The 18,793-nt window shown below is 48.8% G+C and carries 14 protein-coding genes; 6 read left to right on the top strand and 8 right to left on the bottom strand.

Features of this window, described 5'->3' with window-relative positions; all coding sequences use genetic code 11:
- Window positions 1-380 precede the first annotated feature (380 nt).
- Both D889_RS0113795 and D889_RS0113790 read left to right on the top strand, forming a co-directional pair.
- Window positions 381-1,358, top strand: a complete 978-nt coding sequence (locus tag D889_RS0113795) for a bile acid:sodium symporter family protein (protein WP_010631586.1) — start codon at window positions 381-383, stop codon at window positions 1,356-1,358.
- A 325-nt stretch (window positions 1,359-1,683) separates the two neighbouring features.
- The gene (locus D889_RS0113790) at window positions 1,684-3,051 is read left to right on the top strand and encodes a GH25 family lysozyme (protein ID WP_010631587.1); all 1,368 of its coding nucleotides are present in this window, start codon (window positions 1,684-1,686) and stop codon (window positions 3,049-3,051) included.
- A 324-nt stretch (window positions 3,052-3,375) separates the two neighbouring features.
- On the opposite strand, the gene D889_RS0113785 is transcribed toward D889_RS0113790, so the two are convergent.
- Together D889_RS0113785 and D889_RS0113780 are read right to left on the bottom strand one after the other, a co-directional pair.
- Entirely contained in the window at window positions 3,376-4,347 is a 972-nt protein-coding gene (locus tag D889_RS0113785) for a ketopantoate reductase family protein (RefSeq protein WP_010631588.1), read from the bottom strand.
- Window positions 4,348-4,459: 112 nt separating this feature from the next.
- Window positions 4,460-6,325: a hypothetical protein gene (locus D889_RS0113780; RefSeq protein ID WP_010631589.1), complete on the bottom strand. Its 1,866-nt coding sequence runs from the start codon at window positions 6,323-6,325 to the stop codon at window positions 4,460-4,462.
- 335 nt (window positions 6,326-6,660) lie between these two features.
- Here D889_RS0113780 and D889_RS0113775 point away from each other — a divergent pair, with 335 nt between their 5' ends.
- The gene (locus D889_RS0113775; protein WP_010631590.1) at window positions 6,661-7,668 is read left to right on the top strand and encodes an LCP family protein; all 1,008 of its coding nucleotides are present in this window, start codon (window positions 6,661-6,663) and stop codon (window positions 7,666-7,668) included.
- 172 nt (window positions 7,669-7,840) lie between these two features.
- Here D889_RS0113775 and D889_RS0113770 read toward each other — a convergent pair whose 3' ends face one another.
- A complete protein-coding gene (locus D889_RS0113770) occupies window positions 7,841-8,635 on the bottom strand; it encodes a zinc ribbon domain-containing protein (RefSeq protein WP_018962419.1) in 795 nt (264 codons plus the stop codon).
- A gap of 253 nt (window positions 8,636-8,888) precedes the next feature.
- Between D889_RS0113770 and D889_RS0113765 the strand changes: the two genes are divergently transcribed.
- Complete coding sequence (locus D889_RS0113765) at window positions 8,889-9,416, top strand: hypothetical protein (RefSeq protein ID WP_010631592.1); 528 nt, start codon at window positions 8,889-8,891, stop codon at window positions 9,414-9,416.
- 464 nt (window positions 9,417-9,880) lie between these two features.
- On the opposite strand, the gene D889_RS0113760 is transcribed toward D889_RS0113765, so the two are convergent.
- Window positions 9,881-11,836, bottom strand: a complete 1,956-nt coding sequence (locus D889_RS0113760) for a fructose-1,6-bisphosphatase (RefSeq protein ID WP_026039064.1) — start codon at window positions 11,834-11,836, stop codon at window positions 9,881-9,883.
- Window positions 11,837-12,594: 758 nt separating this feature from the next.
- Here D889_RS0113760 and D889_RS0113755 point away from each other — a divergent pair.
- Window positions 12,595-13,182: a sigma-70 family RNA polymerase sigma factor gene (locus D889_RS0113755; RefSeq protein WP_238537623.1), complete on the top strand. Its 588-nt coding sequence runs from the start codon at window positions 12,595-12,597 to the stop codon at window positions 13,180-13,182.
- A gap of 81 nt (window positions 13,183-13,263) precedes the next feature.
- Here the strand turns inward: D889_RS0113755 and D889_RS0113750 are convergent, their stop codons facing one another.
- From D889_RS0113750 to D889_RS0113730, 4 genes are all read right to left on the bottom strand, one after another.
- A complete protein-coding gene (locus D889_RS0113750) occupies window positions 13,264-13,521 on the bottom strand; it encodes an AP2 domain-containing protein (protein ID WP_010631595.1) in 258 nt (85 codons plus the stop codon).
- 130 nt (window positions 13,522-13,651) lie between these two features.
- Window positions 13,652-14,401, bottom strand: a complete 750-nt coding sequence (locus tag D889_RS0113740; RefSeq protein WP_010631596.1) for an alpha/beta hydrolase — start codon at window positions 14,399-14,401, stop codon at window positions 13,652-13,654.
- Window positions 14,402-14,579: 178 nt separating this feature from the next.
- A complete protein-coding gene (locus D889_RS0113735) occupies window positions 14,580-16,040 on the bottom strand; it encodes a CoA-acylating methylmalonate-semialdehyde dehydrogenase (RefSeq protein ID WP_010631597.1) in 1,461 nt (486 codons plus the stop codon).
- 51 nt (window positions 16,041-16,091) lie between these two features.
- Window positions 16,092-17,270 (bottom strand): iron-containing alcohol dehydrogenase, encoded by a 1,179-nt coding sequence (locus tag D889_RS0113730; protein ID WP_010631598.1) that lies wholly within the window; start codon window positions 17,268-17,270, stop codon window positions 16,092-16,094.
- Window positions 17,271-17,410: 140 nt separating this feature from the next.
- Between D889_RS0113730 and D889_RS0113725 the strand changes: the two genes are divergently transcribed.
- On the top strand, window positions 17,411-18,652 hold the full coding sequence (locus D889_RS0113725; protein WP_010631599.1) for a PrsW family glutamic-type intramembrane protease: 1,242 nt from the start codon (window positions 17,411-17,413) through the stop codon (window positions 18,650-18,652).
- Window positions 18,653-18,793 lie beyond the last annotated feature (141 nt).

Genomic DNA, 18,793 nt, shown 5'->3' with positions numbered 1-18,793 from the left:
AAAAGAAAAACTGATTATTCCGTTCGCTCATAATCCACCATTGTCTATTTTCGTGAAAGGCGATATATTCTGCTGAGCGTCGATATATTTTTGTGAAGGGCGATATATTCTGCTGAGCGTCGATATATTTCGCGAAGGGCGATATATTCTGCTGAGCGTCGATATTTTTTCGCGAAGGGCGATATATTCTGCTGAACGTCGATATTTTTTCGCGAAGGGCGATATATTCTGCTGAGCGTCGATATTTTTTCGCGAAGGGCGATATATTCTGCTGAGCGTCGATATTTTTTCGCGAAGGGCGATATATTCTTTTCGGAATGAGTTAAAGGGATACTCAAAAAAGAAAAAGGGATCAGTGAGAACAGAAAGGATTGAATAGGATGAAAGTTGTTGTATCGGTCGGCCGATTTTTGGGAAAGTATTTTGCCCTATTTGTTCTGGCAGCCGCCGTACTCTGTTATTTTCAGCCGGCTGTTGTCACCTGGGTGTTGCCCTATGTCTCGTATTTACTCGGTCTCGTCATGTTCGGCATGGGCATGACACTGAAGCGTTCGGATTTCTCCGAAGTTTTTAAACGGCCGAAAGACGTACTTGTCGGCGTCTGCGCACATTATCTGATCATGCCGCTCATCGCTTACGCGCTCTGTCTTGTGTTCCGCCTTCCCGCCCCGGTCGCCGTCGGTGTGATTCTGATCGGCTGCTGCCCAAGCGGCACATCGTCCAACGTGATGTGCTATCTGGCTAAAGGCGATGTTGCGCTCGGTGTATCGATCGGAGCCGTATCTACATTGATCGCACCGGTCATGCTGCCGCTGATCCTCTGGCTGCTCGCCGGCCGCTGGGTCAAGATCCCGACTTCCTCACTGTTTATGAGCGTTGTCGAGATTGTCATCCTGCCGATCGTTCTCGGTGTGCTCGTCAATACGCTCTTCGGTAAAAAAGTAGAAAAGGCGACCGAAGCACTCCCGCTTGTGTCAACTATCTCAATCATCCTGATTGCCGGCGGTGTTGTTGCGGCAAACCGTACGACACTGTTCGCTGTCGGAACACTTATCCTGATTCCGGTTGTCATCCTTCATAACCTGCTTGGCTATTCACTGGGCTTCCTGTTCAGCCGTCTGCTCGGGATGAACCATCCAAAGAGCCGTGCGGTAACCTTCGAAGTGGGTATGCAGAATTCCGCCCTGGGCGTCACACTGGCCATGGCCTTCTTCTCGCCGATCGCCGCCGTACCAGGCACTCTGTTCAGCGTCTGGCACAACATGTCCGGTTCTTTGCTGGCCTCGTACTGGGCAGGCAAGGGAAAGAAACAGACAAAGCCAAAGGCAGTGGCCGCCGCCTCTAATGCAACGAACTGACGCAGATTCCGGCAGTCGGCAATCACTATATTTTACCTAACTAAAAACAAATCGTTCCAAAGGATGAATCCGGGACACACCATTTCGTGGTGTGTCCCGGATTTTTTTCATGGCACCATCAGTTGTTAATATTTGTATTTAATATTAACCTACTGTTAAATATAGTATTCCCGTATCTGAATCTATTGAAATATTGTCCGTTCCTGTCGATAATTAGATTATATTGCAGTTTCCAGATAAATACCGGTATCCGAGAAAATAATTTACATAGCTGGTATTTTTATAGGAAGAAATGCAAAATTACTTATTCTGAGGGAGGAATCGAATGGTGAACAGATGGATCCGACGTTTTGGCCTGTTTCTGGTACTGTCGGTTCTGGTGATCGGCATTTTGGCAGAGCCGGATGCGCCGAGCGCCGAGGCGGCAACGCGTTACACCGCCTACGTGACGGCAAACAGCGTCAGAGTTCACACCGGAGCAGGTGTACGCTACCGGTCTGTAGGAACCTATTACAAGTATCACAAAATGACAATCAAGGGCAGCAGGGGAAACTGGAAGCAGATTACATACGGCGGCCATACACGTTATGTCTGGGGGCCTTCCATTAAGGCCGGCTCACCGCGCATCCGCAGCTACATCATTCCAGGCAGTGCATGGATGCGAACGGGACCAGGATTAAAATACGGTCGTGTCCGTTACGCCTACCAGAACTATTACGTCACGATCTACAGCCGCCTCGGCAACTGGTATCACGTCAATTACCGCGGCACATTCGGCTATGTATGGGCCGGCAATGTCAAAGAAGGAACACCTGCATTCTCATCCTATAATGGGTACATCAATGCAGCGAAACTCTATTTAAGAACCGATCCGCGACTGGTTTATAAGAAAATCCAGGCGCTTTATAAAAACAATAAGGTTACAGTGATCGGAAGAAGCGGCAACTGGCTTCGACTCAAGATAGGATCGAAAACAGGTTACGCCTGGGGACAGGGCATCAGTAAAGGGAATCCGCCGGTAACACCTGCAAGTTACGCGCCAACAACCGGGAATTATGGACTGGATATTTCCCATTATCAAAACGATGCGAACAAGGGTAATATTGATTTTAACCAAGTAAAAGCCAGCGGCTACAGTTTTATCATTGTAAAAGCATCTGAAGGTCAGACAGGTCATGATCCTTACTTTGGATATAATACTAAGAATGCGATTGGTGCCGGACTGAAAGTTGATGCTTACCATTTTTTCCACGCAGCAGATCAAAATTCAGCACGTAAAGAAGCAGACAATTTTGCCAGCTCTTTAAAAGCGGCCGGTTATAACGCGTCAAACTTCGGATATGTCTTCCTGGATGTAGAAACAACTAATAGCGTAGACAAAGAAACGTTGGCTGATAACGCTAATGCCTTTTTTGATCAGTTGAAAAATGTATATGGATTCAATAAATTAGGGATTTATTCCAATCTGTACTTTTTCAATAATAGTATTGATTTTAACCGGGTCACGCAGGCTCAGACCCAGCCTCAACGTTTTCTGATATGGCTGTCTCGTTACCGCGGCAGTGAAACCAATCTGGGCCCAGGTGCAAACTTTAATGTTGATATCTGGCAATATACGAATTCTGGAACTGTCAATGGCATTGTTGGAGATGTCGATCATAATATTTCTTACTTTAATACGAACGGCCTATGATAAATAAAAATTTAGGAGCTGTCCTGACCGGCAGCTCTTTTTTAATACTCCTGATTTTCGCAAAAGGTCTGAAAAGATCCAGGGCCTTGATTATTGTGATACTTTTTTAAATCAATAATCATTGATGAGTGAAACCGGTATCAGTGTCAGGCCCACAGCGTATAACGCGCGAGGAGGTTCACGGAACGCCCGCGGAAAGCAAGCGCCTGCTGCAGAATACAACAACCAAGTTAAACAGAGCTTAATAATTAAGAAGGCTGCCCTTTGTCAATTTATCGAAAAGGGCAACCTTCTTTCAATGAATCTTCTATTTGATTAACTCGCTTATTTTACTGAGCTCTGCTTCTCTGTTTTCATCTGCTGCACGGTCTCGGCGAGATGCAGCAGGTCGACCAGCATTTGATGGCTTTCTGCATTCAGGCCGTGTTTCCTGGCGACTTTGACGATGTATCCATTGATATAGTCCACTTCCGTCGGCCGACCATTGATCATATCCTGATACATTGACGGATGGTGCAATGGATTGACCTGTGAGCTTTCGTGATAGATGACCTCCGCCATCTCCTCCCGGCTCTGCATGAACCGGACACCGTCGGCCTGGCCTGCCGCATAGCCTTCGTCAATCAATCGTTTTGTCAGGGCATTTGCTCCCGGATACGACACATACTGACCCATTGTGATATCCATCAATGTGCACAGCGTATTAATCACGGAATTCATCAGCAGTTTGCCCCACAGCGTGCCGAGATAATTGGTATGCAGCGTCGGGTTCATGCCTGCTTTCTGAAATTCCTCAACAACCTGTTTGGTGAACGCGTCCGGCTTCTCCGTAACATTGGACAGATGGGTATGACCGGCACCTTTTGCGCCCATGAAATCAACTTTACCCGGGGCATCAAGTACCGTCGCAATCAGCGCAATCCCGGCAATGACATGCTGGTCGGGGACATATTTCCGAATAATATCCACCGAGCCAATCCCGTTCTGGTTTGTCAATACATATGTATCCGGACCGATGAAGTGGGCGCACGCCGCCATCGCTTCCTCCGACTGCATCTGTTTGACAAACAGGATCACCAGATCCGGCGTTTTCTCATATTCCGCCGGCTGATAAACATTGACCGGCACAAGGTGCTGATTCTGATAATCCCGGGAGACATAGACACCGCCCTGTTCCCGGATGGCCTTATAACTGGGCTCCCACGGCTCGACAAAATCGACATCATTTCCTGCTTCCTGAAGCAAAATACCGTAGCGCAGACCCATCGCGCCGGCACCTATGACGACAATCTTCAACTCTGCTCTCCTCCACTCATTCTGAACTCACTGTCTTCACTCAAAAATAGAACATTTATCGCAGCCATGCAAGCATCAAATTTTTTTCAAGCCGGGACACCGCCTGAAGCGCTTATTCTCCTCTGAATCCCGCATATCTTTTATAGCTCTGGTTCATATGAAAATGGGCAACGGTAACATAAATGTGCCCGCTGCGGCGGCCGAGCTGGCGAATGTATACAGTCAGGGAACGACCATGTGCATATTTTCTGGCGATCAGTTGTTTCCGGGAATTATAAATCCGGATACAGTCTCCTTTGATCAGGCCGTATACCTTTACCCGATCATAATGATGTCTGTAATTATAAATTCTGATCCGGCTGCGGCTCAGTGTGGCCGACCGCTCGCCGCTGAAATAGCCACGGGTCCACCGGCTTTCCCGGGTATTCGCATGTTCGACAGACACATAAACAAATCCGGATCGTCTGCCCAGCTGACGGAGATACAGTGTCGTCGAACTGCCGCGTGAAGTCTGCTTCTTCAGCCCGTGGTGCGACGAACTGTATACGCGCACAATATCCCCTGAATGAATACCTTTTACATAGATCCGGTCATAGTGGCCGGTATGATTAATGACAGAAACCTGATGCGGCGAAAGCGGGCCGGAGAATAATGATCTTGGTCCGTCAGGCGTGAGATTCAAATACTGAAAATCCCGGCTGCTGCTCTGATGTATCTTCGTATTGCCCGGCACCAGGACCGCACCGCCGCCCGTCAGCTGCGAGCTCTGACCCCGAGCAAAATTTCTGGCTATCAGCGAATGCCCGAGCAAGTCGCCAAAACCGTAACGCCCGGAGACATTATTGTAGTACAGCGCCAGCCGGAAATCGGTCATGAACTGCCCGAAAGAGAGATGGCTGCTTATGTCCTGGTGAATGACATCCTGGACAGCCCGGTAACCACTATTTGGATCCTGAATCAGCTGATCATAGACTTCCTTTTGCTTCGCTGAATTGACTTGCGCCCTTAAATATTGGAAAAACAGGTAGGAGAGCGAATAATTGGACAGACTGTCTCCGTCATAGTGCCAGTTGAACGGCGACAGACCGTTTCTGATTGAATTAAACGGATCTACATTATAATAATCAAGACGATCATTCAGCGGCTGACGGAGGTACAGCTGTTCGGCAGCCATTGACAGACCTTCGTCGATCCAGGGATCCAGAGGGTAACCTTGATTGACGATGACGCGCCGGCTGAAACTGATCAGATGCTGCAGCTCGTGAGCCAGTGTCGAATAAGCCCGGGTAACATCCAGCGATCCATTTTTCGTGTCCATGAGCGGATGAACATCAATATAGATGATTTCCGATCGGTTCGACCCCTTTTCTGAAGTCAGATCCATCGGATTGAAGAAGCCGGCAACATAGGCGCTGTCACCGGAATCACCGGACGCAATATTGTAGCAGACAATATTGACTTTGCCATTGCCAATCTTTCCGGCCGGCGGACCAAAATAGGTGACATCAGACGGATAAATATGCTGATCAAATTCTTTGCCCAGTTTCTCAGCTTGTGCTGTCGTGATCTGGTGACCGGCGACCCACACATTGGCACGGCCGGAATAGGCGAGTTCTGCATCAACCGAACCATAATTCCCGTTTACCGGATTCCAGGTATTAAATGTTTTCGAGGTACCGGCCTTCACTTCCGCCCGAATCTGCTGCGACTGTGATGATCCGCTTCTAAGCAGTCTGGACTGGTTCTCCGCGACATTCAGAGGTTTCACGACATCAACCGGTTCTGCCGGAGCTGCATGATTCAGCACCTGTTTACTTCGAATACGTTCATAAACGCCGGTCGTTTCCCCCACACTGCCGGCGACCGACTGGTTACTGATCAGAATCGGATTTGCCCCGGCAGCAAAAGCGCCCGCCGGATAACTCACGACGACGACAAAAGCGATCATTATGACAAACAATTGTTTGATCTGTTTCATAAGCCGCACCTTCTCTTAAGAATGGTCATCGCATCGCCTGATCTCATGAAGTAATGCCGGACAATGACAACTATTTCTTAAGTTCTGAACTTACCTATCTATATCTCTATTATAATTCGATCAGACGTAAAAAACGCTGTCTTATTCACTGAAACAAATCGGACAGCCTGTTTCCTGTAGTCCTGTCACGTCCGGAAAAGGATCGAATTTTTCCCGCAGCAACGGTACGGACATAAAATTCGATTGATTCCGACATAAATATAGGATAGAATTTAAATGATTTTCGAACTGTAGTCAGGACGTCCTATTAATCTACAATAAAAAGAGGTAAAAGCATGGCTGAAGAAAAATACAGTACCAGAAGAGCTTTACGCAAGTCAAAAAAGCATCGTGTCTGGAAATACATACTGCTGATCATCGTGCTGCTGATCATCGGCGGGACAGCCTTTGGATTCTATAAATATAGTGCACTGAAACCGCAGAACCACTTCCGGCACCTGAAAATCGTCGGCGACAATTCGAACGCCAAGTATAAACAGAAATCCGGGACGTTCAACGTGCTGCTGATCGGTTCCGACGCGCGGAAAGGCGATGTCGCAAGCCACACCGATTCGATGGTGCTGATTCACGCGGACATGAACAACAAGACATTCAATATGCTCAGTATTCCGCGTGACACACGTGTCCAGATGGCCGGCTACGGTTATACCAAGCTGACCAGCGTGCAGTACATCGCACAGGCGAAATACGGAACGAAACAAGGCATTGTTCAGGCGGTTAATTCTATTTCCAACCTGACCGGTGTACCGATTAACTATTATGCAGAAACGAACTACTGGGGCCTTCAATACATGGTTGATGCGATCGGCGGCATCGACATGACCCTGCCCTTTAATGTGACGCTCACGCATCCATGGTATCCTGAAGATCAGGGTAAGACGTTTACTGCCGGAACCCATTCGCTCAACGGCAAGATGGTCACCGAGCTCACACATGAACGTTACTCGCTCCCGGGAACCGATTACGGCCGTCAGAAGCTGCAGCAGGCAGCCCTTGTCGGAATTGCCAGGAAAATGACGCAGCCGGCCAATATCACCCGGTATCCGGCACTGTCCAAATCGCTGTCGAAGTTCCTGGTTGCCACAAACATGTCGTCCGACGATATGGTCAGTATCGGGCTGGGCCTGAAGGGGAACTTCCATCCGGAACAGCAGATCAAATATCGGCAGGTCAAAGGTACCGGTGCCACGATGTATGACGATGTCCTGAAGGCGAATAACAGTCAGGTGATCCTTGATCCGACGCAATTAAGAAACACGATCAAGAAATATTTTACAAACTGACAGGCTGCAGTTTGAATCCGGAGTGAGCTTCCTCACCCCGGATTTTTTTGGAGGTTAAACATGTGATCCGAACAGCACATATAACCGCAAAAATTGAGAAAAAGTTGTAACAGCAAAGCGGGCCGCTCTCTTTTGAGAACGGCCCGCTTTGTTCAATAGGTTATCGAAGAGATCAGAAACCATAATCAGACAGACTGTTGATCAAACTGTGCAGTGAATCAATGACCGGCTGCATCGCAATTCGAAAAAGAAGAGCCTGAATCAGTGCCGTTGCCACATAAGTAATGAGATAAGCATAAATGCGATCCAGACGGCCATGATTTTCGACGGCAAAAAGTGTCGTTGTACTTGGCAGGAACAGCAGCCCAATCGTGAGCGTCATAATGAACACAGGCAGTGTACTCTGAAGTCCGGCCAGACCGATCAGAAAAGTAACGGCGGTCAGCACCAGAACAGGCGTCCCCTGCCCTGCATATTTGGTCAGAAACTGATTAAAAGGTATCGAATTCCTGTAGATCCATTTCACCACAAGATAAGTAAGCACCGCAATCAAAAAGCAATCAACGAGAACAAATAGAAACAGATGGATGAAATCAAACGGCAATTTTGCTGAAACAAAGTCTGGAAATAAGGCCATCAGGTGGTTCAGCCACTGGTAGATACCAGCCGACAGGAGCAATGCCGCAAGCACGATGCTGACATAGCCGAAGATGCCGTTCGTTGCTTTGATCCCCTGAGAGAACGGCTGCTTCAGCGTAGCGACAATAAATTCCCAGTAATCGGAAATAATGCCGATCCCCTCACCCGTTCTCTGTTCATTCGCCACGGATACATCCCGACCGGCAGCCTGTTCTTCCCGGGCACCGGCTGCGGATGCCGCACTCGCTTCGTGATCCAGCTTCGCACCACAGGATGTGCAGAAGTGAGCACCCTTCTCAATTTCATGACCACAATTCGGACAATGCAAACAAATCCTCTCCCTTAAAAAATATTTCGACATTCTCAATTATAAACGCTGTTTCCTTTTTTTGTGAAAAAGTGTATCTAATTTCCTGCATCTTTGTGGTCATGAGTGGTGAAGACATAGTTTTTGCCTATGCTGCCGGAGCCTTTACTGGTGCGCTTTACGTTTGCCGAATCTCACCTGTGTTTTAATGTCATTCCCTGTCTTTAAAATTTTGGCCGCCAGCAAACGATCGCCGCTTTTCAAGAGTGCGGGTATGAGCTTCTTCATCCTGACGCTGAATGCCAGCGCGGTGTGTGATCTGGGCGAATTCATCCGGAATATTGAAGAACTCTCCTGGTCGCAAAAGCCAGCTGAAGCATGCAGTAAAATGTTTCTTAATTTCCTTGAGGATTATCATCCCGGGATCCTTGATGCTTACCATGGATCCTGGATTGAAAAGCTGGATAATGGGATAAAAAATCGCCTGTCACAGACTCTGGGGCAGATTCTGCTTGATCTTAAAAAAAGCGGGGACCGAAGGGAGATGCGGCGCCTGCTGACAAACGGGGCAAGTGTTGAACCGTATAAAGGATTCTGTCGCAGCTGGCTGGATGTACTGGATCATGCAAACACAGCTTCCCTTCCGAAGAAAAGACTGGCAGCAAGTGTAACGAACTGGCTTCACGGTTCAGGCAGCCGCATGACCTGGTTTTTCCGGACCGGAGCTGATCCATACCGACTGTTTTCCAATTGCCGCAGGCGCATCGGCACAGATACATGCGTCGTTTTCCTCTGGCTTTGACCTCCCGTACCGCCATGAGTCGGCCAAATTGCTGCCCGCTGATGTCTCTTTCCGGCCATAATAAGTCACCCGATTTTCTCGATCTGGATGACACTGTTTTATCGAATGGGCCATTACATCCTCATTACAGCTGGATAGAAGAAGACAATTAAAGCCCCCTTTCAGGATGTGTAAACTCCTGAAAAGAGGCTTCTGTATGGATCCTTTTCGTCATTTCAGTAACTCATTCCGGAAAAAATATATCGCCTTTCACGAAAATGTATCGACGCTTAGCAGAATATATCGCCCTTCACGAGAATATATCGACGCTCAGCAGAATATATCGCCCTTCGCAAGAATATATCGACGCTTAGCAATATATATCGCCTCTCGCGAAAATATATCGACGCTCAGCAGAATATATCGCCTTTCACGAAAATCGACAATGATGGATGATGAGTAACGGAATAATCAATAAGTTTTATTTAATATCTGTCATAGTTTTTCAGCAGTTCCAGCAGCTCCTGCTTGTTTTCCGCCAGTTTCCGGCCGATATTCGTCTCCCGCACTTTCTTACGGTGGTCGGCAATTTCGACCACACGTTTGGTGGAAATAATGTCCGTTCCGTTTTCAATGGCTTTTTTTCGGCCGCAGAAAGGCTGGTGGGAAGCGAGCTCCATCCCGTAAGAATTATAGAGAAGCGTATATCCGGCGATGCCGGTGGTCGGCTGGTAGGCTTTTGAAAAGCCGCCGTCGATGACGATCAGTTTTCCACCTGCCTTGATCGGATCCTCGCCGTTCTTCTCCTTCACCGGTGTGTGGCCGTTGACGATATGCCCATCTTTCGTACTCAGCCCGAATTCAGTCAGGATCCGGTCACATACCGCAGCGTCATCCCTGAGCCGGTAATAGGCGTTTTTCGCTTCATGATGGGTGGCTTTGTCTTCAATAAAATAACGTTCAAATGTCGTCATCTCTTCTTTGCCGAACAGCGACGAACACTCCCCGGTCCACAAGTACCAGATCATGTCCGTGCTCAGATCGACGTGGTTTTCCGGATGGCGGTAACTCTCACGAAGATTTTTCTCAAAAAAGTCCAGCAGCTGCTTCCCGGAACGCGGGATACCATTGATCGTCAGCGTCTTAAAAGAGCCGTCCGGATTCAGCGGCATGCATCCGTGCAGCAGGAGATTTCCGTTATAGACCAGATAGAGACTGCCCTTTTCCATTAAAAAGTCGATGTGCTTTTTTAGTTCAGGCGACGTCTGGAACGAGCGAAGCAGCCGGGTGATCACTTCAGTTTCATCATCAGTCAGCCGGTCCGGGTGATCCCGGTCGATCGTCTGGAAACAGGTATGTGTCAGATTGTAATTTTTTCCGTTGAGTTCGATGGTTTCTTTCCCTTCACCGAAGCGGATTTTATCAAGAAGCAGCCGGTTCTCCATTTTGAAATCAGGATTGCGTTTGATCAGCTGCGACTCCAGTTTGAACTGCATGATAGAAACCGCCTGATGAATCTGCGTTACCTGCAGCTTCTCTGCCGGCGACAGTTCCGGCTGACCCGGATCCTTTTTCGGGTAAAAGGCCGGATTATCTTCATAAGTCTGTTCGGAGAAGGTAAACAACGGCCGCAGATTAATCCCGTAGTAATCTTCCAGAATATCAAGATGACCATAACGGGCACAGATCCGGATGACGTTGAGCATGCACAGCGGCGAGCCTGCCACCGCACCGATCCATGTGACATCATGATTACCCCACTGAATATCGACAGAATGGTGGTGCATCAGCGTATCCATGATCTTCTCCGGCGCCGGGCCGCGATCGTAAATATCGCCGACCAGATGCAGGTGATCGACAACCAGTCGCTGAACCGTATAGGCAAAGCTGGCAATCAGTTCGTCCACTTTTCCAAGCTGAATCACGGTATTGATGATCGACTGATAATAGTCTTCCTTATCATCCAGTCCGTAATGATCGCGATAGAGCAATTCTTCCGTAATGTAGGCGAATCGTGGGTCCAGTGCCTTTCTGACCTTGGAACGGGTATATTTCGTCGATGTGAACGAGATCAGATCAATCATCCGGCCGATCAGCTGAATATGCCAGTCCCGCAATGCATCTTTGTCCTTATCTGTAAAAATGGCTTCCTTCTCCGCCAGGACTTCCTCCGGATAATAAACGATGCTGATCAGTTCCTCAACTGCCGCATGAGACAGCCGGTCGCCGAAACAGTCCTGAATTTTTCGCCGTACATTGCCGGAACCGTTCCGAAGCACGTGCTGGAAAGCCTCATATTCGCCATGGACATCACTCAGAAAATGTTCCGTTCCCTTCGGCAGATTCATAATCGCTTCAAGGTTGATGATTTCCGTGATCACTGCATCCTTACTACCATATTTCTCTTTTAACAGATGATAGTACTGGTCCGTTTTGTTCATGGTTTCGCTTCTTTCACCTGGGAATTGAATCACTTTACCGAATCCTGCTGATTTCATACCTGCCTATCGCTCTCTTCCTGATCTTTATAGGAAACTTGCACGACCATTCTAGCACAATTGTGTACGCGCTTACACGTAAAATCACTCATCACATCGCCTCACCCGGCCATTTGTGTATAAATTGGTAATTCTAGTAAATTAGTCCTTATAATTTACATATATTTATAGATTTACCATCCACCAATCTGGTATAAATAAAAGGTGATTATTTTTTCCTTTCAACGCATTCTCATCATTTTTGCAAGCCCTTTCGATTCCCGGCTTTACTTCTAACGATTTGTCTAATCACTACTGAAAGGAGCGATGCTATGAACCATGCCCTTTTCACCTTTCAAGACAAGGGAGGAACCAAGTTCTCCCGACAGATCATTCAGACACTTTTGTTCTGAAAATTTTCTATTTTTCCGACATTAGAAATTCTTCACCGGAATCAGGCTGTTTCTTCTATATAGAAGAGTGTGGACATGCCCTCGTAACCAGACGCCACAGATAGCGTTTCCGATTTCAGCCGGAATCTGCCACAGGGCATTTTTTCAAGGATAAGGCCCTTCCACAGCCTCGATATGTTTTGCCCGCATACTGCATGGCGATAAGTCATGATGCGGTACCTGCTCAGGCAATGCCGGCAGTAATCCTTTTCACAGAACGAATCCCAGGAAGAATACTCAGATCCTATGGTGGGAAAGGGGAAAGAGAATGTGACATTCACTGATATTGCCGAAGGATTCTCAGAATCCGAATCGAATGCTTTCGAACAGCTGCTGAAGAAATATTCCCGTCTGATTAACCATGCCGTCCGAAAATACGGTGAGGACTATCATCGCCATTACTATGGCTCCACCGATCAGGATGACCTGATGCAAATTGCCCGGATTGCGCTGCATGATGCTTTTCTCCGGTTCGACATGTCAAAAGTTGCTCCTGGTAAAGATCCGGAACATGTGTTTACACGATTTGCCGCGAAAACGATCAAAGGTAATCTCTCCGATCACTTCAGGAAAACCGTCCGCCATACTTCCATTGAATATTTCATTATCGATCAGGAGAAAGCTCCCGATTTCCCCGACCCCCGACTTGAGACCGTGGAGCAGCAAATGTATGCACTCATTGAAGATGAACTGAATCTGCTCACCCCCCGGGAGCAGCAGTATCTGACCGATTATCTGATCAAAGGCTGGAAGACCATGGATATTGCCGCCGCGGAAGGGGTCTCGGAGCATACCGTACGCTCCTGGAAGAAGAGCATCCGGAAGAAACTGGCCGGACTGAAAGATCGATTGAACTAATTCTGCCCTCATTTATCAAATGCATCACAAAGGATCGGCTTCCGTACCATGCGGATGCTGATCCTTTTTTGACCGCTGCGATTATTTACCCCTGGCTTTTTCCAGATACAATTTGAAATACCTGTCCTCACCGATTCTCCGCGCAGCGACGGCATCTTCGAGACGGCCGTACTCACCAAGATAAATGCGCTTCCCTCTGAAGGTCAGTGTGGCCCGGTATTTGCCCGTCTGATAATTTCTGGTCACGCCTCTGAAACCTGTCTTATTACCGGATCTGAGTCTGCTGTTCCGCGCCGGAATAAAGATGCCGTCGCTATTGAATCTTTCAGCAGGATTCATTTTATGATCCACCGCTTCATCACCCGGATTCCTGAAACTTTTGCCCTATTATACAAAATCGGCCGTTACAGGAACGCAACAAATCCCGGAATGATCAGAATCAGTGAAGCCCTTTACACGATCAGCGGCTTTACGCTTTTCCATCCATTGTACGGATAAATTCATCTGTGATCTTTTCTATCATCTCTGCATCGTAGTCCAGCAGTGCAACATGACCGCTCCTGGTCAATGTGTAGAAATACTTCTTCTTTGAAGATACAGCAGCGAAAATATCCGTGCCGCTCCGGAAATCGACAACCTGATCCTGAAGAGTTGAGAAAATCTGGATCGGGACACTGACTTTTGAAATTCCGGACTGCACGCGGTCAACCAGTTTTTTAAATTCGAACCCGGAGCGGACAGGCGCTTTGCTGTAAGCAACCTCCTTAATACCGGGCTTTTTAATATCAGATCCGATTCCTTCCGCAAAAGCAATGCCCCGGCTCTGCAGATCCTCAAACAAATGAAACATCTCAAGCCTTGAATAACCGGCATTCAATAAAATGAGTCCGCTTACCTCAAAATTTTCTGCCAGGTACAGGGCAAGTGTGCCGCCCATCGAAAAACCGAACACGAATTGCTTCCGGGTCCGCTCCTTCAGCCAATTCAATCCATCTGTACAGCTTTGAATCCACTCCTGATAAGTGCTTTCTTCCATTTCTTCCGGTGTCCGCCCATGTCCGGCGAGCAGCGGCATGCTGACTGTATAACCTTTACTTGCCAGAGCTTCTGCCATCGGCCGTACACTCTGAGGTGTTCCAGTGAAACCATGGACAACCAGAACGCCCACATCGCTGCCCGAATAATTATTAGGTTCCGCGCCTTTCATAATCTGACTCATCATCAAAGCCTCCTCTTGGTAAATGATCCGTTCCCAACTCATTGTACCGCAAGTAATTAGAGCGCTTCCATGTTTCTGGCGGTTTTCATAACTAATGTGAATCAGATAATTAAAAAACCATGCCCGTTCTATCAGACATGGTTGCGTTAATTTAATTATCCGGCTCAGTTGATCTTTCTTATCTCCAGCGTGCGGTCAGCACTTTCTGGCGGGTATAAAAAGCGAGTCCGTCGCGACCGTTCGCATGCAAGTCACCATAAAATGAATTTTTCCAGCCCGAGAAGGGGAAGAAGGCCATCGGTGCCGGGACGCCAATATTGACACCAAGCATGCCCGCATCGATGTTTTCACGGAACTTCCGGACACTCGCGCCGTCCTTTGTGAAAATACAGGCTCCGTTGGCAAAACGGGACCGGTTAGTCAGACCGATGGCATCATCCAGATTCTTCACGCGGACTACTGAAAGAACCGGAGCGAAAATTTCATCCTGCCAGATCTTCATCTCTGTTGTGACATGGTCAAAGATTGTCGGGCCTACAAAGTAACCCGGCCCATTCACAGCGGCATCGCGCCGCCCGTCACGGACCAACATCGCCCCGTCCTGTTCGCCGGAATCGATATAGTTCAATGTCCTTTGTTTATGTGCTTCACGAATGAGCGGGCCGAGAAAGATTCCTTCATCTTTTCCATTTCCGATTGTAATGCTGTCGGCTTTAGCTGTCAGTTTATGAATAAACGGATCGGCAACTGTCTCTTCAACCACGACGACCGAGGCGGCCATGCAGCGTTCACCGGCAGATCCGAAAGCTGCATTGACAATCTGCGTCGTTGCATTGTCCAGATCGGCATCACGCAGTACGATCGAGTGATTCTTGGCACCGGCCAGTGCCTGTACCCGTTTCAGATTCTGCGTCCCGCGCCGGTACACATACTCGGCGACCGGCTGTGAGCCGACAAACGAGATCGCCGCGACATCCTGATGATCAAGCAGTCCGTTCACGACTTCATGAGCGCCATGAACGATGTTGAACACACCTGCCGGAAGTCCGGCCGCCTCCAGCAGTTCCGCCAGCCGGTTGGCCAGCAGCGGTGTGCGCTCAGAGGGTTTCAAAACAAATGTATTGCCCGTGACGATCGCCATCGGGAACATCCATGCCGGCACCATCATCGGAAAATTAAACGGTGTAATCCCGCCGATCACTCCGATCGGATAACGGTAAACGCCGGACTCCAGATCCGTGGCAATCGACGGCAGCTGCCGGCCCATCATCAGGGTTGGCGCGCCGGCCGCAAATTCCACATTTTCAATCCCGCGCTGCACTTCACCACGGGCTTCCGTCAGGTTTTTCCCGTTTTCAGTCGTAATGATGCCCGCCAGTTCATCCCAGTGGTCGACCAGCAGCTGCTGGAATTTGAAAAGTATCCGTGCCCGTTTCGGCACCGCTACTTCTTTCCACGATTGAAAAGCTGTTGCTGCGGTACGCACGGCCCGGTCAACATCAGCCGTTGAAGAAAGCGGCACTTTGGCAATGACCTCACCTGTGGCCGGATTCAGGACATCCTCTGTCTGTTTCGCCGCTGCGTCTACCCAGCGGCCGCCGATATAATTTTTCAAAAGCAGCGTTTCTGTTTGTGTCAATGCTTTTCCCCCTGTCCGGATTGATGATACATCTTGACGTCACCGGCTCATTCATGCCTGAAAATCATAATCATAGCAGATCCGATAGAGTGTCTCGATCTCTTCGTGAGAAGGAATTCTCGGGTTGTTCGCCGGGCTCCCGCTCGCCAGGGCATCCGAAGCCATCTTCGTGATTGCGCTTTCAAATTTGTCCGGATCGATCCCCCAGCCTTTTAAATTAGGAATATCCAGATCCAGGCAGAGCTTTTTGATCGATGTGACGGCTAAATGCGCACTTTCAGCTTCCGGCAACACTTCTCCATCGGCAAAAAAACAGCCAAGATCCGCCAGCCGTTCTCTTGCATGGCCGGCACTGAATTCCAGGACTGCGGGGAGCAGCATCGCATTGGATACACCGTGCGGCACATGGAACAGTGCCCCGATCGGGCGGGACATCCCGTGCACCAGACAGACGGATGCATTGGAAAAAGCCATGCCGCCTTGCAGCGCACCAAGCGCCATCGCCTCCCGGGCATCGAGATTATCTCCATTTTCGAAAGCCGTTTGCAGATGATCGACAATCAGCCGCATTGCCGAACGGGCGATCATGTCCGTCATCGGATGGGCTTTTCTGGAGATGTACGCCTCAATCGAATGGCTCAAGGCATCAATCCCGGTTGCCGCGGTAACTTTCGGCGGTGACGACAGACTCAGCAGCGGATCAACGATGGCAACGGTCGGCATGAACGCCGGTTGCTTGATCATCATTTTGACCTCGTTGGCCGTATTGGTGATGATCGTCGCATCCGTTGCTTCCGAACCGGTTCCGGCTGTTGTCGGAAGCGCCAGATGCGGCACCGGTGCCTGCACTGCCGGCTTCCCACCGCCAAAATAGTCGCTGATCCGGCCGCCGCTCGTCGCCACTACCGCTACTGCCTTTGCCGTATCGATGCAGCTGCCACCGCCAAGCGAAACGATCACGTCACATTTCTCTGCACGGAAGCGTTCCAGTGCTTCAGCCACATAAACATCGGTCGGTTCCGACGCCACACCGGTATAAACCGTTCCTGTCACATTAACCTTTTTCAACTGTGCCAGTGCCTCTTCCACATAACCGAGCCGTTTCATTACCGGATCACTGATCAGCAGTGCCCGCTTTCCCCGCTGCGCGACTTCCTCACCCAGCGCCTGGAAAGCGCCCCGGCCATAAATCACCGACTGCGGCGTGCGAAAAACAGGCGCTTTTGCCATTCGCAAAACCTCCTCCACCTTTTCTCTCTATATATACAAGGAGGGTATCGGTTTCATGCAAAACTTAACAGTCCGGAAAAAATGATTATAATTTAGAGCGAGTAAGTTTTGTGAAACGGGCAAGAAGGAGAGAAACCGTATTGAACTGGTATTACTATAGCCAATCAGGAAAAAATGGACCTTATTCCGAAACAGAGATGCTGCATCTTCTTGAGGACCGGACGATCGATCGGAATACTTTCGTCGTCAATGATCAGTTGAAAGACTGGATTCCGCTGCATGATTCAACATTGGCCCGTCATGCTGCAGACAGAGCGAAAACGAACCAGGCAGCTCAGAATTCCGGGGGATGGGTCGACAATACAACGGAAAGGATCAACGCGATGATCGGAGAAAAAGGGCCGGTTGATTTAAATTTACGCAACCTTTTCTCTGCTGTGTTTCAGCATCATACCAGGGATGAAGCCGAGCAAATTTTTATGAGAGGGACTTCTCTGACGACGCCAAAAGAGCATGAGCTCTCGGCAAAGTGGCCGAAGCCGTGGCTGTTTTCCCGGCTGTTTCTCCTCTTCTGCACGATCTACCTGATGCTCTATCTTTGCTATGCATTGTTTGACACTGAAAGTGCCGTATCCGGACTGATTCTGATCGGCTCCTTTGCGGTTCCGATCGTGCTGGTCGTCTTCTTCTTCGAAACGAATGTACCGGGCAACATCAGTATTCTCCGCGTCGGCGAAATGTTTCTGTATGGCGGCGTGGCGTCAATAATCGTCACGTTAATCCTCTATGACTTCGTGCCGGTGAACGTCTCGCCTTATGGCATCGATCCGTTCACAGCTCTGATGATCGGCATTATTGAGGAAACCGGTAAATTAATCATCGTTATCTGGTTTATTAAAAGAATGAACACCAAATTCATACTGAACGGCCTCCTGATCGGCGCGGTTATCGGTGCAGGCTTCGCCGCCTTCGAATCGGCCGGTTATGTGCTCAGTACGCTTGATCGTTTCACACTCTATCAGCTGGCACGCAGTGATGACTTTCTATACGTTATTTTGCTGAGGGCCTGGGAGTCGATCGGAACGCATGCGATATGGACCGGCATCGCCGGTGCGGCCATCGTCAAAATCAAACAAGCACGGCCTTTTCAAAGTAAACTGCTTTTTCACGCCCCGTTTATCAAACTCTTTGCTGTCCCAGTCATTCTGCATGCGCTGTGGGATATGTCGCTGCCTGTTATGGACAATGTTCTGATCAAGCCCGCCGCACTCATCGTGGTCGGCTGGCTGTTCGTTTTCGTCCTGATTCACAGCGGGCTGCGACAAATCATGGCGATCCAGAGCAGTCCCCACCAAGGTGATTCGTCAAAAGCGGCCATGTGAGCGATAACTTTTTTTCGATTTGGAATAAAAAAGCATGCTGTTTCGAGTGAGCAAAAAAGGCGAACACTAGCGATTCATATAATCTAATTGTTCGCTTTTTTGGTAAAGTGCTCTATCTTTTTCCTCAATAATAGGATATAG

Source organism: Sporolactobacillus vineae DSM 21990 = SL153, assembly GCF_000377985.1.
GTDB classification, from domain to species: domain Bacteria; phylum Bacillota; class Bacilli; order Bacillales; family Sporolactobacillaceae; genus Sporolactobacillus; species Sporolactobacillus vineae.
The sequence above is the reverse complement of the archived record's forward strand: the minus strand, read 5'-3'. Positions and strand labels throughout refer to the sequence as shown.

What these genes read in the sequence shown, in the direction of transcription:
- D889_RS0113730 (WP_010631598.1), bottom strand. Translation starts at nt 17,270, where the DNA reads ATGGCAAAAGCGCCTGTTTTTCGCACGCCGCAGTCGGTGATTTATGGC.
- D889_RS0113765 (WP_010631592.1), top strand. Translation starts at nt 8,889, where the DNA reads ATGAGCTTCTTCATCCTGACGCTGAATGCCAGCGCGGTGTGTGATCTG.
- D889_RS0113790 (WP_010631587.1), top strand. Translation starts at nt 1,684, where the DNA reads ATGGTGAACAGATGGATCCGACGTTTTGGCCTGTTTCTGGTACTGTCG.
- D889_RS0113775 (WP_010631590.1), top strand. Translation starts at nt 6,661, where the DNA reads ATGGCTGAAGAAAAATACAGTACCAGAAGAGCTTTACGCAAGTCAAAA.
- D889_RS0113780 (WP_010631589.1), bottom strand. Translation starts at nt 6,325, where the DNA reads ATGAAACAGATCAAACAATTGTTTGTCATAATGATCGCTTTTGTCGTC.
- D889_RS0113760 (WP_026039064.1), bottom strand. Translation starts at nt 11,836, where the DNA reads ATGAACAAAACGGACCAGTACTATCATCTGTTAAAAGAGAAATATGGT.
- D889_RS0113750 (WP_010631595.1), bottom strand. Translation starts at nt 13,521, where the DNA reads ATGAATCCTGCTGAAAGATTCAATAGCGACGGCATCTTTATTCCGGCG.
- D889_RS0113740 (WP_010631596.1), bottom strand. Translation starts at nt 14,401, where the DNA reads ATGAGTCAGATTATGAAAGGCGCGGAACCTAATAATTATTCGGGCAGC.
- D889_RS0113795 (WP_010631586.1), top strand. Translation starts at nt 381, where the DNA reads ATGAAAGTTGTTGTATCGGTCGGCCGATTTTTGGGAAAGTATTTTGCC.